Here is a 14,514-nt window from a genome sequence, read left to right as displayed (position 1 = left end):
CGTCGCGCAAGTATGCACCAGGGTTCCGTGACGTGTCCGGTATCCGCGTGGCGGGTACCGGGCGTGTCCGCTGAGATCACGGGCCACCCGCCGGAATCCGGCGGGAAGGCAAGGCCAAGTAGAACGCATTCCGAACAGGTGACAGGATTGCGGTGAAGAGCAACCAGAGAGAACGGCAGGACACCGTGGCTTCCGGACACGAACCACCAGCCATCATCACCGAGGGGATGCCCACCCAGCTCCCCGACATCGACCCCGACGAGACGCGTGAATGGGTCGAATCGCTTGACGCCGTCCTGGACGAACGGGGCAAGGCGCGAGCGCGCTACCTGATGCTCAAGCTGATCGAGCGCGCCCGGGAGCGACAGGTCGGCGTGCCCGCCCTGCGGAGCACCGACTACATCAACTCGATCCCGCCCGAGCGTGAGCCGTGGTTCCCCGGCGACGAGCACATCGAGCGCCGGATCCGGGCCTTCATCCGCTGGAACGCCGCGGTGATGGTCAGCAAGGCCAACCGCAAGGGCCTGGAGGTCGGCGGCCACATCGCCACCTATCAGTCCGCGGCCAGCCTGTACGAGGTCGGCTTCAACCACTTCTTCCGCGGCAAGGACCACGCCGACGGCGGCGACCAGATCTTCATCCAGGGTCACGCCTCCCCCGGGATGTACGCGCGCGCCTTCCTCGAGGGCCGGCTGTCCGCCGACGACCTGGACGGGTTCCGCCAGGAGGTCTCGCGGGGTCCGCACCACGGCCTGTCGTCGTACCCGCACCCGCGGCTGATGCCGGACTTCTGGGAGTTCCCGACCGTCTCGATGGGACTGGCCGCGCTGAACTCGATCTACCAGGCTCGCTTCAACCGGTACCTGCACAACCGCAGCATCAAGGACACCAGCAAGCAGCACGTCTGGGCGTTCCTCGGTGACGGCGAGATGGGTGAGCCGGAGTCGCTCGGCGCGATCGGCCTGGCCGCGCGCGAGGAGCTCGACAACCTCACCTTCGTGATCAACTGCAACCTGCAACAGCTGGACGGCCCGGTCCGCGGCAACGGCAAGGTCATCCAGGAACTGGAGGCGTTCTTCCGCGGCGCCGGCTGGAACGTGATCAAGGTGATCTGGGGCCGGGAGTGGGACAACCTGCTCGCCCAGGACCACGACGGCGCGCTGGTGAACAAGATGAACACCACGCCGGACGGCCAGTTCCAGACGTACTCCGTCGAGTCCGGCGAGTACATCCGGAACAACTTCTTCGGCGGCGACCAGCGGCTGCAGCAGATGGTCAGCAACCTGTCCGACGAGGACCTGCGCAAGCTGCCCCGCGGCGGTCACGACTACCGCAAGGTGTACGCCGCGTTCAAGAGCGCGACCGAGCACGTCGGGCAGCCGACCGTGATCCTGGCCCAGACCATCAAGGGCTGGACGATCGAGGCGCTGGAGGGCCGCAACGCGACCCACCAGATGAAGAAGCTGACCTCGGACGACCTGAAGGCGTTCCGGGACCGGCTCTACCTGCCGATCGAGGACTCCGCCCTCGAGGACGCGTACAACCCGCCGTACTTCCACCCCGGCACCGACTCGCCGGAGTACCAGTACATGATGGATCGGCGTAAGCAGCTCGGCGGTTCGCTGCCGCAGCGCAAGGTCGCGCCGAAGACGCTCAAGCTGCCCGGCGACGACGTCTACAAGCCGCTGTCCAAGGGCAACCACGCGCCGATCGCCACCACGATGGCGCTGGTCCGGCTGTTCCGCGACCTGATGAAGGACCCGGAGATCGGCCACCGGATCGTCCCGATCGCGCCCGACGAGTACCGCACGTTCGGGATGGACTCGATGTTCCCGACGGCGAAGATCTACTCGCCGCACGGGCAGAACTACGAGGCCGTCGACCGCAACCTGCTGCTGTCCTGGAAGGAATCCTCGGCGGGTCAGCTGCTGCACGAGGGCATCAGCGAGGCCGGCGCGATGGGGTCGACGATCGCGGCCGGGACGTCGTACGCCACCCACGGCGAGCCGATGATCCCGTTCTACATCTTCTACTCGATGTTCGGCTTCCAGCGGACCGGCGACTCGATCTGGGCGTTCGGCGACCAGCTCGGCCGGGGCTTCCTGGTGGGTGCCACCGCCGGACGGACGACGCTGACCGGTGAGGGACTGCAGCACGCGGACGGTCACTCGCCGCTGCTCGCCTCGACCAACCCGGCGGTCGTGCACTACGACCCGGGCTTCGCCTACGAGGTCGGGCACATCGTGAAGGACGGCCTGCGCCGGATGTACGGCTACGGTCTGGACGCGGACAAGCCGTACGGCGAGGACGTCTTCTACTACCTCACGGTGTACAACGAGCCGGTCGCGCAGCCGGCCGAGCCGGAGAACCTCGATGTCGCGGCCCTGCTCAAGGGCATGTACCGCTTCAACGAGTACCAGACCGCCGAGGGTGACGACGTACCGCGGGCGCAGGTGCTCGCGTCCGGTGTCGCACTGCCGTGGGTGATGAAGGCCCAGCAGATCCTCGCCGAGGAGTACTCCGTGGCCGCGGACATCTGGTCCGTCACCTCGTGGAACGAGCTGCGCCGCGACGCGGTAGCCGCCGAGCAGCACAACCTGCTGCACCCGGACGAGCCGGAGCAGGTGCCGTTCGTGACCGAGCAGCTCAAGGACACCAAGGGTCCGGTCGTTGCCGTCAGCGACTTCATGCGCGCGGTGCAGGACCAGATCTCCCGCTGGGTGCCGAACGACTACACCTCGCTCGGGACCGACGGCTGGGGTCTGGCCGACACCCGGGCCGCGGCGCGGCGGCACTTCCAGGTGGACGCCGAGTCGATCGTCGTCGCGACCCTGGAGATCCTGGCCAAGCGCGGTGACGTCAAGCCGGAGGTCGCTGCCGAGGCGGCCCGCAAGTACCGCATCGACGACCCGACCGCGGTCGCCGGCGTGAAGCAGGAGGGCGCCGGCGCCTGACGCCGCTGCCTTTGCGGGCCGTCCATCCCACACCGGGACGGGCGGCCCGCTCGCATATTCGGTGGGATCGCGCGGCCGACCGGTCATACCCTCGTGACCATGCCTGAATTGATCGAGCCGACCGTCGAACTGCGTGACTCCTTCCTGGAGTCGTCCCGCGAGTGGGGTGAAGAGCACCAGGACGGCGCCGGGCTGTGGGAGGCCGACGATCTGACCACGGCCGAAGGATTCGCGGATTGGACCGAGCGCTTGCGCCGGCAGAGCGACTCCGTCGACATCACGCCGGACCGGGTGCCGGCGACGTACTGGTGGATCGTTGAGGATGGCAACTACCTGGGCGCGATCTCGCTGCGGCACGCGCTCAACGAGAAGCTGGCCGCCGGCGGTGGGCACATCGGGTACGGCGTACGTCCGTCGGCCCGCGGTCGCGGCCTGGCTACCTGGGCACTCGCGCAGGTCCTCGACCGGGCCCGCGCCCGCGGCATGGACCGAGTGATGGTCAGCTGCGACGACGGCAACGTGGCGTCGGCGCGGACGATCGAGCGCAACGGCGGCGTACTCGAGGACGTGGGCGAGACCTGGCTGGGCCTGACCCGCCGCTACTGGATCGAGCTCTAGCCTCCCGTTTGCTACGGTCGGCGCTGAGTGTTGGCGACGACGGGGAGTAGTCAAACATGTCCGGAACGCAACAGGTCGCGGCCGAGAGGACGTTCTTCGGGCATCCGCGCGGATTGATGACGCTGTTCACCACCGAGTTGTGGGAGCGGTTCAGCTACTACGGGATGCGCGCGATCCTGTTGCTGTACCTGACCGACCAGGCCCACGGGCTCGGTCTCGGGCAGTCGCTCGGACAGGCCGTGGTGTCGATCTACGGCGCCTCGGTGTACCTGCTCTCGGTCCTCGGCGGCTGGTTCGCGGACCGGGTCTTCGGCGCTCGGCGCACGGTCCTGTACGGCGGGACCGTGATCGTCGCCGGGCACCTGTGCCTCGCGATCCCGTCCACCGGCCCGGCGTACTTCGGGATCGCGTTGGTTGCCCTGGGCACGGGTCTGCTGAAGCCGAACGTGTCGACGATGGTCGGCACGCTGTACGAGCAGGGCGATCCGCGGCGGGACTCGGCGTTCTCGATCTTCTACATGGGGATCAACATCGGCTCGTTCACGGCGCCGTTCGTGGTCGGGTTCCTGCGCCGGGAGTTCGGGTTCCACATGGCCTTCGCGGCGGCCGCGGTCGGGATGACGCTGGCGCTGATCGCGTACCTGCTCGGCCGCCGGACGCTGCACGGCCGCGGCGACACCCCGCCGAACCCGCTGACCGCCGAGGACCGGCCGACGATGATCAAGGTCTCGGTCGCGGTGCTGGCGCTGCTCGCGGCCGTTTTCGCCTGGTCTGCCTGGCGATCCGGCGGTCTCGGGCCGAAGCCGGTCGTCGACGCGATCTCGTACCTGTGCTTCCTGGCGCCGATCGCGTACTTCGTGATGCTGCTGCGAAGCCCCCTGGTCACGCCGGTCGAGCGTCGGCGGGTCCGCGCGTACATCCCGCTGTTCGTCGCGGCGATGCTGTTCTTCATGCTGTTCGAGCAGGCGGCGACCACGCTGACGTCGTTCGCGGCCGACCGTACCCAACTGAAGCTGCTCGGAACAGAGATCTCGCCGGAGTTCTTCCAGTCGGTCAACCCGTTCTCGATCATCGTGCTGGCGCCGGTGTTCGCGGTGATCTGGATCAGACTGGGCGACCGGGCGCCGTCGATCGGCCAGAAGTTCGCGACCGGGCTGCTGCTGGCGGGGATCTCGTTCGCAGTGATGGCGCTCGCGTCGTCGGTTGCCGGGGACAACCTTGCGTCGCCGCTCTGGCTGGTCGGCGTCTACGTGATCCAGACCCTCGGCGAGCTGTTCCTCTCCCCGGTCGGACTCGCCGCGACCACCGTGCTGGCACCGCGCGCGTTCCTGAGCCAGATGATGGCCCTGTGGTTCCTCGCGCCGGCCGCCGGGCAGGCGATCACCGCCCAGCTCGTGCAGGCCACCGAAGGCGCGTCGGACACGGCGTACTTCGGCGGCCTGGCGATCGTCACCATCGTGGTCGCGGTCGTCGTGTTCGCCTTGTCACCGTGGATCCGGCGGCACACCGACCTACGACAAACCTCGTAGTCGCGGCCGGACGGAAGTTGCGCATTCCGTCCGACGCGGGAGGTGCCCCGGGATTCCTACCGTCGAGGCATGAACACGATCATCATCGGCGCGGGACAGGCCGGGCTCGCCACCGGTTACCACCTACAGCGGCTCGGTGAGCCGTTCACGATCCTCGACGGCGGCGCGCGGGTGGGAGACCAGTGGCGGTCGCACTGGGACAGCCTGAAGCTCTACTCGCCGGCGAAGTACGACGGACTGCCCGGCCTCCCGTTCCCGGGCGAGCCGTGGCACTACCCGGGCAAGGACGAGGTCGCCGACTACCTCGCGTCGTACGCCGAGCGCTTCGACCTGCCGATCCGGCCGAACACCCGGGTCGACAAGCTCGAGCGGCTCGACGACCAATGGATCCTCACCGTCGGGCGCGAGCAGCTCACCGCCGACAACGTCGTGGTCGCCACCGGCACCTTCGGGCGTACGCCGTACCTCCCGGACTTCGCGGTGGACCTGGACCCGGCGATCCGGCAGCTGCACTCGTCGGAGTACCAGCGGCCGGAGCAGCTCAAGGACGGAGCGGCTCTGGTCGTCGGCGGCTCGCACTCCGGCACCGACATCGCGTACGAGGTCGCGCAGACGCACGGGACGATCCTGTGCGGCCGCGATCCCGGACAGGTGCCGTTCACGCCCGGCCGGCCCAGCCAGGCCTTCTTCTGGCCGGTCATGTTGTTCGCATGGCGGCATGTGCTCAACCGCCGGACGCCGATGGGCCGAAAGGAGATGGAGCACGTCCGGCACCACGGCGGCCCGATGATCCGGGTCAAGCGGGCCGACCTGCTCGAGCGAGGGGTCGAGCGGGTGCCGGCACGGGTCACGGGAGCGCAGGACGGTCTGCCGATGCTGGCGGACGGCCGGGTGCTGGACGTCGCGAACGTGGTCTGGGCGACCGGGTTCCGGCAGGCGTTCGACTGGATCAAGATGCCGGTCGTCGGCGCGGACGGCTGGCCGCGCGAGTTCCGCGGGGTCGCGGAGAACGCACCCGGTCTGTTCTTCTGCGGGCTGTCGTTCCAGTACGCCTTCAGTTCGATGGTGCTGCCGGGTGTCGGCCGGGACGCGGCGTACGTCGCCAAGCGGATCGTGGCGCGGGTCAGCACCGAGCGGAGTCTTGCCGCCGCGTGAACCGGCAAGGCATGCTCACCAGTGGGGGCACCTCATGGGCATTGTCGACGATCTGCAGCGAGCCCGGATCGCGTTCGAGCGACGCGACTGGGCCGCTGCGTACGAGCGCCTGACCGCGGCCGACGGCGAACCGGCGGCGGTCGGTCTCGGGGCGGACGATCTGATGACGCTCGCGATGGCCGCGTTCCTGCTGGGCGACATCGACGCCTGCATCCGGGCGCTGCAGCGGGGCTACCGGCTGCGGATCGACAACGGCGAGGTCCTGGGCGCGGTGCGGTTCGCGTACTGGCTGGCCCGGGTGCTGAACGGGCGCGGGGAGGCCGCGATCGGCACCGGCTGGGCTGCCCGGGCCGAACGGCTGCTGGCCGACTATCCCGACGATGTGGTGGAGCGGGGTTACCTGCTGATCCACGACTTCTTCCGCCGCCTTGATCGCGGCGACTTCGCGGGCGGGCTCGCCGTCGGTGAGGAGATGGTCAGCGTGGCGCGCCGGCACGGTGATCCGGACCTGCTGGCGCAGGGCCTGGTCTGCAAGGGCCGGCTGCTGATGTACTCCGGCCAGGTGCCGGAAGGCCTCGCCACGCTGGACGAGGCGATGGTCGGTGTCGCGGCCGGAGAGCTCTCACCGGTCTTCGCCGGCACGGTCTACTGCGCGATGATCGACGCGTGTCAGGAGGTCCTCGACTTCGCGCGGGCCTCGGCGTGGACGACGGCGCTCACGCGCTGGTGCGACACCCAGCCGGACCTGGTGCCATTCACCGGACAGTGCGCCGTACATCGCGGGCAGATCCTGCGGCTGCACGCGGCGTACCCGGAGGCGTTGGCGGAGTTCGAGGACGCATGCCGTCGGTACGCGGCGTTGGGGTCCGACGCGGCGGCGGGGCTGGCGTTGAGCGAGCGCGGCGACGTACTGCGGATCCGCGGTGAGTACGTTGCGGCGGAGGCGTCGTACGACGAGGCGGCCAGCTACGGGCACGACGCGCAGCCCGGGCGCGCGCTGTTGATGATGGCGCGCGGGCGCGTCCCGGGCGCGGTTGCCGCCGTACGCCGGATGCTCGCGGAGACGAACGACCCGGTGCATCGCTCGCGGATGCTGGCCGGTGCGGTCGAGGTGCTGCTCGCAGGTGACGCGCTGCGCGAGGCCGAGGATGCGGCCGGGCAGTTGTCGACGATCGCCGACGGGTTCGGGTGCATGGGGTTGCGCGCGTCGGCGGCGTACTGCTTGGCCTTGGTGGCGTTGGCGGGTGAGGATCCCGATCGCGCGCTGCCGCAGGCACGGCTGGCGGTACAGCTGTGGGGCGAACTGCGGGCGCCGTACGAGGTGGCGCAGGCGAAGGTGCTGGTGGGGCGAGCGGTCCGGATGCTCGGCGACGAGGACTCGGCGACTGCCGAACTGACCGCGGCCTGCCGGACGTTCGCGGAGATCGGTACGGTCCCGGCGCGCCAGGAGGCCGACAAGCTGATCGGCCGCAGTACCACGGGCGGGCTCACCGGGCGAGAGCTGGACGTCCTACGGTTGGTTGCGGTCGGCAACAGTAATGCCGAGATCGCGGTCCGGCTGGTGCTGAGCGACAAGACGGTGGCCCGGCATCTCACCAACATCTTCGCGAAGCTCGACGTACCGTCCCGGACGGCGGCCGCGGCGTACGCGCGCGACCACGACCTGCTGTGAAAGGTTCTCCGGAGGGAGTGCGTTCCCTCTCGCGGGTGAGGTGACGATGTGCGGCCGCCCGCGATGCTCGAGGGGTGAGCACAACAGAGCGTCCTGTCCCCCGGTGGGCGTACCGCCTGGCCCATGTCGTCCCGTTCCTGACGTTGCCGTCCGGGTTGTGGCGGCTCGGCCTGGTCTTCGGTTCGTCGATGGGCATGCTGGACTCGAACGGCAGCCCCGCCCAGCTCGAAGGCATCGGCGGCAAGGTGTACGTCGTCTGCCTGACGGTCTTCTCCGAACTGGTGGCGCTGACGGCCCTGGGCATGGTCAGCCGCTGGGGCGAGATCGCACCGCGCTGGATCCCGTTCATCGGCGGCCGCCGCGTCCACCCGTACGCCGCGATCATCCCCGCCACGCTCGGCGCACTGTCCCTGATCGCGATCTGGACCTACGGCTTCCGTGATGTGTGGACGGACCACTTCATTCCGTTCTCCAGCACAGCATGGAAGGTCCTGATGCTGACCTGCTACCTGCCGCTGTACCTCTGGGGTCCGGCGCTCCTGGTCCTGACCTGGTCCTACTACCGCCGTCGCCTCAGCGTGACCGCGGTCGCGGTTTGAGGGTGGTGACGGGCAGCGGCGGGGCCGGGAGCGGGTCGCCCTCGTAGCCGGGGACCAGCTTGAAGCGGTCGTTGCCGGCGGCACTGATCGCGTCCTGCCAGGACCGGCGGGCGGCAACGATCTCCTCATGGGAGCGGCCGATGAAGTTCCACCACATGACGAGCTGCTCCTCGAACGGCTCGCCGCCGAGCAGCAGGAAGCGCACACCGTTGTCGGAGGCAACTAGCTCGATCGACTCGCGGCCGGCGCCGAGGTAGACCATCTCGCCGAAGCCCGGGCTCAGGTCCCCGACCGAGAGCGATCCGTCGACGACGAGTACGGCATACTCGTTGGACGGGGTGAGCGGGAGGGCCAGCGTGCGGCCCGGCTCGGTCGTGATGTCCGCGCCGACGAGCGGCGTGAACGCGGGCGCCGGCGAGGTGACACCGGCAACGGTGCCGATCATCACCGTGGCGTGGGCGCCGTCGAAGTCGAGCTGCGGCAGGTCCGCGTACGCGTTGAAGGCCGGCGGGGTCGTCGTCCGCACCGAGTCCGGCAGGGCGACCCAGAGTTGGGCGCCGTGCAGCATGGGCGGTGCGGTCGGGGTGGAGATCTCGGAGTGCGCGATCCCGTTGCCCGCGGTCATGATGTTGAGCTCGCCCGGTCGCACGAACGCGTGCGATCCGACGCTGTCGCGGTGCTCGATCTCGCCCTCGAACAGCCAGCTGACCGTCTGCAGACTGGTGTGCGGGTGCGGTGGGACCTGCATGCCACGCTCCCCCGGTACGTCGTACGGGTCGACGCGACGGGTCAGATCATCCGGTCCGTAGTGATCGACGAAGCACCATGCGCCGACCATGCGGCGGTTCTTGTTGGGCAGTAGGCGCCGTACCGTCGTCGATCGTCCGAGCACCACCTCGCGCCCTTCGAGCATCTCCAGCGCAGGTCCTTCGCAGTCCCCGGTGCCGACGACTTCGGCCGGATCCTTCTCGAGATCACTCATCATGCGGTCCATTCAAGGAGTTGCTGCTGGTCCCAGGTGTTGATGACCCGGTCAGGGGTGACGCCGCAGTCCTCGGCGCGTTCGCAGCCGTAGACCTGCCAGTCGAGCTGGCCGGGCGCGTGTGCGTCGGTGTCGATGGAGAAGATGCAGTCCATCTCGACGGCCAGTGAGAGCAGGCGCTTGGGCGGGTCGAGGCGTTCGGGGCGGGAGTTGATCTCGACCGCCGTACCGAACTGACGGCAGGCCTCGAACACCACCTCGGGGTCGAACTCCGACTCGGGACGCGTGCCCCGGCCGCCGGTGATCAACCGGCCGGTGCAGTGACCGAGGATGTCGACATGTGGGTTCGCGATCGCGCGGACCATCCGCTCGGTCATCGGCTCCGAGGCCATCCGGAGCTTCGAGTGCACGCTGGCGACCACGACATCCAGCCTGGCCAGGATCTCGGTGTCGCAGTCGAGCGTGCCGTCCTCGTTGATGTCGACCTCGATCCCGTTCAGGATCTGGAAGCCGTCCAGCTCGTCGGCCAGCTTCTTGTTGAGTTCGGCAACGACCTCGAGCTGCTGGAGCCGGCGCTCCCGGGAGAGCCCGTTGGCGACGGTCAGCCGCGGCGAGTGGTCGGTCAGCGCGATGTACGAGTGGCCGAGGCGGTGCGCCGTACGCGCCATCTCCTCGATCGGGCTCCCACCGTCGGACCACTCCGAATGCAGATGCAGGTCCGCCTTCAGGTCCGCCCGCATCCGCTTGCCCGCGGTCGTCAGCTCGCCGGCGGCCTCCTCCAACTTGACCAGGTACGACGGGGTGGCGCCGTCCATCGCCTCGACGATGACGGCCTCGGTCTTCGGGCCGATGCCGGCCAGCTCGGTCAGCGTCCCGGCGCGGCGGCGGGCGCGCACCTCGGCGGCCGGCAGTGCGGCGATCGTGTCGGCGGCCCGCCGGTACGCCTTCACGCGATGCGTCGGCTGCCGGTCCCGCTCGAGGTAGTACCCGATGGCCCGCAACGCCGCGACCGCATCCGCCACACCCGCCTTGTCCGTCATGTCTCCATCATTGCAGCGCGGATCCCCAGGCCATCACAATCGGCCCCGCGGCCCTCGGCCCGGCGGGGACCGTCCTGTGAGCTGGGATTGTGATGGCCTGGGGATCCGGGGTCTATGGTCGGTTCGTGGTGAAGGGGACGAAGGCGCATCTGGCGCGGGCGGAGCGGTTGCAGGGGGCGACCGGTGCGCTGGCGACCGCGGCGATGGCTGCGATGGACGCGAAGCTGCCGTGGTTCGGGACGTTGTCGGCGCAGGACCGGTCCTGGATCGGGCTGGTGGCGCAGTCGGGGATCTCGGCGTTCGTCGAATGGTTCCGCGACCCGGACGCGCACTCCTCGATGCCGACCCGGATCTTCGGGTCCGCGCCGCGCGAGTTCACCCGGGTGATCTCGCTGCACCAGACGGTCGACCTGGTCCGGACGACGATCGAGACCATCGAGACCACCATCGGCACGCTGCTCCCGCCCGACGACGTGCCGATCGTGCACGAGGCAATCCAGCGGTACGCCCGCGAGGTCGCGTTCGCGGCCGCCACCGTCTACGCCCAGGCCGCCGAGATGCGCGGCGCCTGGGACGCCCGGCTGGAAGCCCTGCTCGTCGACTCCGTGATCCGCGGCGAGGCCGACGAGTCGGTCCGCTCCCGCGCCTCGGCCCTCGGCTGGACCGGAGCGGCAGGTACGACGGGCTCGGCCGAGGTCGCCGTCGTGGTCGGACGGGCCCAGACCACCGACACCACGTCGAACCTGGCAGACATGGTCCGGCAGGCCGCCCGCGAGGCCGGTGCTGACGCACTGTGCGCGATCCAGGGCGACCGCCTGGTCGTGGTACTCGGCGGTACGAGCAAACCTGTGGAGATCGTACAAAAACTCGCCCATTGGTTTGGACCCGGTCCGATCGTCGTCGGCCCGGTCGTGAAGGACCTGATGTCCGCCGTGACCTCGGCCCGGGCCGCCGTCGCCGGCCTCCGGGCCGCAGCCGCCTGGCCGGCCGCGCCACGGCCCGTGCAGGCCGACGAACTGCTCCCGGAACGGTCACTCTCCGGAGACGGCCACGCCCGCCGTCAGCTCGCCAACGAGATCTACGGCCCGCTCACCGTGGGCGATGGCGTGCTCCTCGACACCGTTTCGGCGTACCTCGACTCGGGCGGATCGATCGAGGCGACGGCACGGGCGATGTTCATCCACGCCAATACCGTCCGGTACCGGCTGAAGCGTGTGGCCGACATCACGGCGTACAACCCGCTCGATCCCCGCGACGCTTTCACACTGCGTGTCGCACTGACCTTGGGTCGCCTGCTGAATCCCGAGCCGGGTAGCGCCGTTTTGTAGGATCCCTACAAACCGGCCCGGAAGAATTCGTGCTCGCCCTGGGGCTCCCGACCGGTCCGGCTGAGGGAGAGTGGTCACGTGCTCGTCATCGTCGCGCCCGGTCAGGGTGCCCAGACCCCAGGATTCCTCGAGCCGTGGCTGGCGGATCCCGTGTTCGAGAGCCGGCTGAACTGGCTCTCCGCGGTGGCCGGTCTCGACCTCGCCCACTACGGCACCGAAGCCGACGCGGACACGGTCCGCGATACCGCGATCGCGCAGCCGCTGCTGGTCGCGTCCAGCATGCTGGCCGCGCTGGCGGTGTTCCCGCACCCGACCGACGCCTTCACCAAGGTTGGCGCGGTCGCCGGTCACAGCGTCGGTGAGCTCGCCGCCGCTGCCGGCACCGGTGTGCTGACCGCCGAGCAGGCGATGGTCCTGGTCCGCGAGCGCGGCAAGGCGATGGCCGCCGCGGCGGCGCAGACCGCGACCTCGATGACCGCTGTCCTGGGCGGTGACCGCGAGGAGATTCTGGCCAAGCTCGCCGAGCACGGACTGACCGCGGCCAACGACAACGGCCCCGGCCAGATCGTTGCCGCCGGCACCGTCGAGGAGCTGGCCGCGCTGGCCGCGGACCCGCCGGCCAAGACCCGGCTGATCCCGCTGTCGGTCGCCGGCGCCTTCCACACCAAGCACATGGAGCCGGCCGTCCAGACGCTGGCGAAGTACGCGACCGCAATCAGCACCCACGACCCGCGGACCCGCCTGATCTCGAACCGCGACGGCCACGTCGTCCACGACGGCCGGGACGTCCTGCGGCGGCTCGTCAACCAGGTGAACGCGCCCGTCCGCTGGGACCTGTGCATGCAGACCATGGCGGACCTCGACGTGACCGGCATCCTCGAGCTGCCGCCGGCGGGCACGCTGACCGGTATCGCCCGGCGCGCCCTGAAGGGTGTCGAGACGTTCGCGCTGAAGACGCCGGACCAGCTCGACGACGCCCGCGCGTTCGTGGACAAACACGGCAGCCCGTCCGAGATCGACGCCTCCCCGACCTGGCGCCTGCTGGTCGCCCCGATCAAGGGCACGTTCACCCGCGAGGTCGACGTACGCCGGGAGTCCGGCGACACCGTCACGGCCGGCGAGGTCGTGGCGAAGGTCGCGAGCCTGCGCGACGAGGTCGAGGTGAGCGCGCCGCACGGCGGCATCGTGGTCGAGTGGCTGGCCGAGGAGGGCGACCCGGTCGCCCCAGGACAGCCGCTGGTCCGCCTGCACCCCGCGGGGAGCAGCTCATGATCACGGCGTCGACAGGCTCGGCGTACGCCGGAGTGCTCGGCATCGGGTCGTACCGGCCGCGCCGGGTGGTGCCGAACGCCGAGATCCTCGAGCAGATCGACTCCAGCGACGAGTGGATCCAGACCCGGTCCGGGATCAAGGAACGGCGCTGGGCGAGCGACGACGAGACCGTCCTGATGATGGCGGTGAACGCGGCCAAGGACGCGCTGGCCGAGTCCGGCATCGACCCGGCCGAGATCGGCTGCGTCATCGTCGCCACCGTCACCCACCTGTATCAGACCCCGGCGATCGCGACCCGGATCGCCGTCGAGGTCGGCGCCCCGACCGCGGCCGCGTTCGACATCTCCGCCGCCTGCGCCGGCTTCTGCTACGGCGTCGCGATGGCCAACGACCTGGTCCGCGGCGGCAGTGCGAAGTACGTGCTGGCGATCGGGGTCGAGCGGCTCAGCGACATCACCGACCGGACCGACCGCGGTACGGCGTTCATCTTCGCCGACGGCGCCGGCGCGGCGATCGTCGGACCGACCGACGAGCCCGGCATCGGCCCGGTGGTGTGGGGTTCGGACGGCACGCAGCACCAGGTGATCAGCCAGAAGGAGTCCTGGCAGGAGGTGTTCGGCAGCTACAACTGGCCGCACCTCACGATGGACGGCAACCCGGTGTTCCGCTGGGCGTCGTTCGAGATGGCGAAGACCGCGCAGCGGGCGCTGGACGTGGCCGGCGTGAAGGCCGAGCAGCTCGACCTGTTCGTGCCGCACCAGGCGAACATGCGGATCACCGACGCGATGCGGCGCGCGCTGAAGCTGCCCGAGCACGTCAAGGTCGCGCGCGACATCGAGCGCCAGGGCAACACCTCGGCCGCGTCGATCCCGCTCGCGATCACCGCGATGCGCGAGGCCGGCGAGGCCAAGAGCGGCGACCTCGCGCTGATCATCGGCTTCGGCGCCGGGCTGGTGTACGCCGCCCAGGTGATCCGGCTTCCGTAGTCCATAGTTGTCCGGGGGCGGCTCAGGTGGCCGCACCCGGCTGTACAGCCAGAAGAAATCCGAAAGGGAACCAGAGAACATGGCCAGCACCGAAGAGATCCGTTCCAACCTCGCCGAGATCGTGAACGAGATCGCCGGCATCCCGGTGGAGGACGTCCAGCTGGACAAGTCCTTCACCGACGACCTCGACGTCGACTCGCTCTCCATGGTGGAGGTCGTCGTGGCCGCCGAGGAGAAGTTCGACGTGAAGATCCCCGACGACGAGGTCAAGAACCTGAAGACCGTCGGCGACGCGGTCGCGTTCATCGAGCGCGCCCAGAACGGCTGACGTACGCCGTCACCCGTGCTGGCCCGGGTGCTCATCGGGCCCCTCTGCCGG

12 protein-coding genes are annotated in these 14,514 nt (G+C 69.6%); 10 read left to right on the top strand and 2 right to left on the bottom strand.

Annotated features, from left to right (window positions below):
- Positions 1–185: 185 nt before the first annotated feature.
- The 6 genes from aceE (at position 186) to OHA18_RS28905 (ending at position 8,527) form a co-directional block, all read left to right on the top strand.
- Positions 186–2,954, top strand: a complete 2,769-nt coding sequence (gene aceE / locus OHA18_RS28930) for a pyruvate dehydrogenase (acetyl-transferring), homodimeric type (RefSeq protein ID WP_442914341.1) — start codon at positions 186–188, stop codon at positions 2,952–2,954.
- Positions 2,955–3,053: 99 nt separating this feature from the next.
- Entirely contained in the window at positions 3,054–3,572 is a 519-nt protein-coding gene (locus OHA18_RS28925) for a GNAT family N-acetyltransferase (RefSeq protein ID WP_328998472.1), read from the top strand.
- A 56-nt stretch (positions 3,573–3,628) separates the two neighbouring features.
- Entirely contained in the window at positions 3,629–5,101 is a 1,473-nt protein-coding gene (locus OHA18_RS28920) for a peptide MFS transporter (RefSeq protein WP_328998471.1), read from the top strand.
- 69 nt (positions 5,102–5,170) lie between these two features.
- Entirely contained in the window at positions 5,171–6,256 is a 1,086-nt protein-coding gene (locus OHA18_RS28915; RefSeq protein WP_328998470.1) for a flavin-containing monooxygenase, read from the top strand.
- A 34-nt stretch (positions 6,257–6,290) separates the two neighbouring features.
- A complete protein-coding gene (locus OHA18_RS28910; protein WP_328998469.1) occupies positions 6,291–7,928 on the top strand; it encodes a helix-turn-helix transcriptional regulator in 1,638 nt (545 codons plus the stop codon).
- A 74-nt stretch (positions 7,929–8,002) separates the two neighbouring features.
- Positions 8,003–8,527, top strand: a complete 525-nt coding sequence (locus tag OHA18_RS28905; RefSeq protein WP_328998468.1) for a hypothetical protein — start codon at positions 8,003–8,005, stop codon at positions 8,525–8,527.
- On the opposite strand, the gene OHA18_RS28900 is transcribed toward OHA18_RS28905, so the two are convergent.
- Together OHA18_RS28900 and OHA18_RS28895 are read right to left on the bottom strand one after the other, a co-directional pair.
- Complete coding sequence (locus OHA18_RS28900) at positions 8,502–9,509, bottom strand: pirin family protein (RefSeq protein WP_328998467.1); 1,008 nt, start codon at positions 9,507–9,509, stop codon at positions 8,502–8,504. The genes OHA18_RS28905 and OHA18_RS28900 overlap by 26 nt on opposite strands.
- On the bottom strand, positions 9,509–10,549 hold the full coding sequence (locus OHA18_RS28895) for a PHP domain-containing protein (protein ID WP_328998466.1): 1,041 nt from the start codon (positions 10,547–10,549) through the stop codon (positions 9,509–9,511). Before OHA18_RS28895 ends, OHA18_RS28900 begins: the two co-directional genes overlap by 1 nt.
- Positions 10,550–10,641: 92 nt before the next feature.
- Between OHA18_RS28895 and OHA18_RS28890 the strand changes: the two genes are divergently transcribed.
- The 4 genes from OHA18_RS28890 to OHA18_RS28875 all read left to right on the top strand — a co-directional run bounded on the left by OHA18_RS28890 (position 10,642) and on the right by OHA18_RS28875 (position 14,463).
- Positions 10,642–11,877, top strand: coding sequence for a PucR family transcriptional regulator (locus OHA18_RS28890; RefSeq protein WP_442914340.1), 1,236 nt, complete (start codon positions 10,642–10,644; stop codon positions 11,875–11,877).
- 78 nt (positions 11,878–11,955) lie between these two features.
- Positions 11,956–13,149 (top strand): acyltransferase domain-containing protein, encoded by a 1,194-nt coding sequence (locus tag OHA18_RS28885; RefSeq protein WP_328998464.1) that lies wholly within the window; start codon positions 11,956–11,958, stop codon positions 13,147–13,149.
- Positions 13,146–14,135, top strand: coding sequence for a beta-ketoacyl-ACP synthase III (locus OHA18_RS28880; RefSeq protein ID WP_328998463.1), 990 nt, complete (start codon positions 13,146–13,148; stop codon positions 14,133–14,135). Before OHA18_RS28885 ends, OHA18_RS28880 begins: the two co-directional genes overlap by 4 nt.
- 79 nt (positions 14,136–14,214) lie before the next feature.
- Positions 14,215–14,463 carry an acyl carrier protein gene (locus tag OHA18_RS28875; protein WP_130446978.1) on the top strand — a complete coding sequence of 83 codons (249 nt, stop codon included), beginning with the start codon at positions 14,215–14,217 and terminating at the stop codon, positions 14,461–14,463.
- The last annotated feature ends 51 nt before the right edge of the window (positions 14,464–14,514 follow it).

Origin of the sequence: Kribbella sp. NBC_00709, from assembly GCF_036226565.1 — a bacterium.
GTDB lineage: Bacteria > Actinomycetota > Actinomycetes > Propionibacteriales > Kribbellaceae > Kribbella.
The sequence above is the reverse complement of the archived record's forward strand: the minus strand, read 5'-3'. Positions and strand labels throughout refer to the sequence as shown.

Bases quoted from the DNA above. Each gene is read 5' to 3' on its own strand.
- OHA18_RS28900 (WP_328998467.1), bottom strand. From the start codon at position 9,509: ATGAGTGATCTCGAGAAGGATCCGGCCGAAGTCGTCGGCACCGGGGAC.
- OHA18_RS28915 (WP_328998470.1), top strand. From the start codon at position 5,171: ATGAACACGATCATCATCGGCGCGGGACAGGCCGGGCTCGCCACCGGT.
- OHA18_RS28890 (WP_442914340.1), top strand. From the start codon at position 10,642: ATGGCCTGGGGATCCGGGGTCTATGGTCGGTTCGTGGTGAAGGGGACG.
- OHA18_RS28920 (WP_328998471.1), top strand. From the start codon at position 3,629: ATGTCCGGAACGCAACAGGTCGCGGCCGAGAGGACGTTCTTCGGGCAT.
- OHA18_RS28880 (WP_328998463.1), top strand. From the start codon at position 13,146: ATGATCACGGCGTCGACAGGCTCGGCGTACGCCGGAGTGCTCGGCATC.
- OHA18_RS28925 (WP_328998472.1), top strand. From the start codon at position 3,054: ATGCCTGAATTGATCGAGCCGACCGTCGAACTGCGTGACTCCTTCCTG.
- OHA18_RS28910 (WP_328998469.1), top strand. From the start codon at position 6,291: ATGGGCATTGTCGACGATCTGCAGCGAGCCCGGATCGCGTTCGAGCGA.
- OHA18_RS28895 (WP_328998466.1), bottom strand. From the start codon at position 10,549: ATGACGGACAAGGCGGGTGTGGCGGATGCGGTCGCGGCGTTGCGGGCC.
- OHA18_RS28875 (WP_130446978.1), top strand. From the start codon at position 14,215: ATGGCCAGCACCGAAGAGATCCGTTCCAACCTCGCCGAGATCGTGAAC.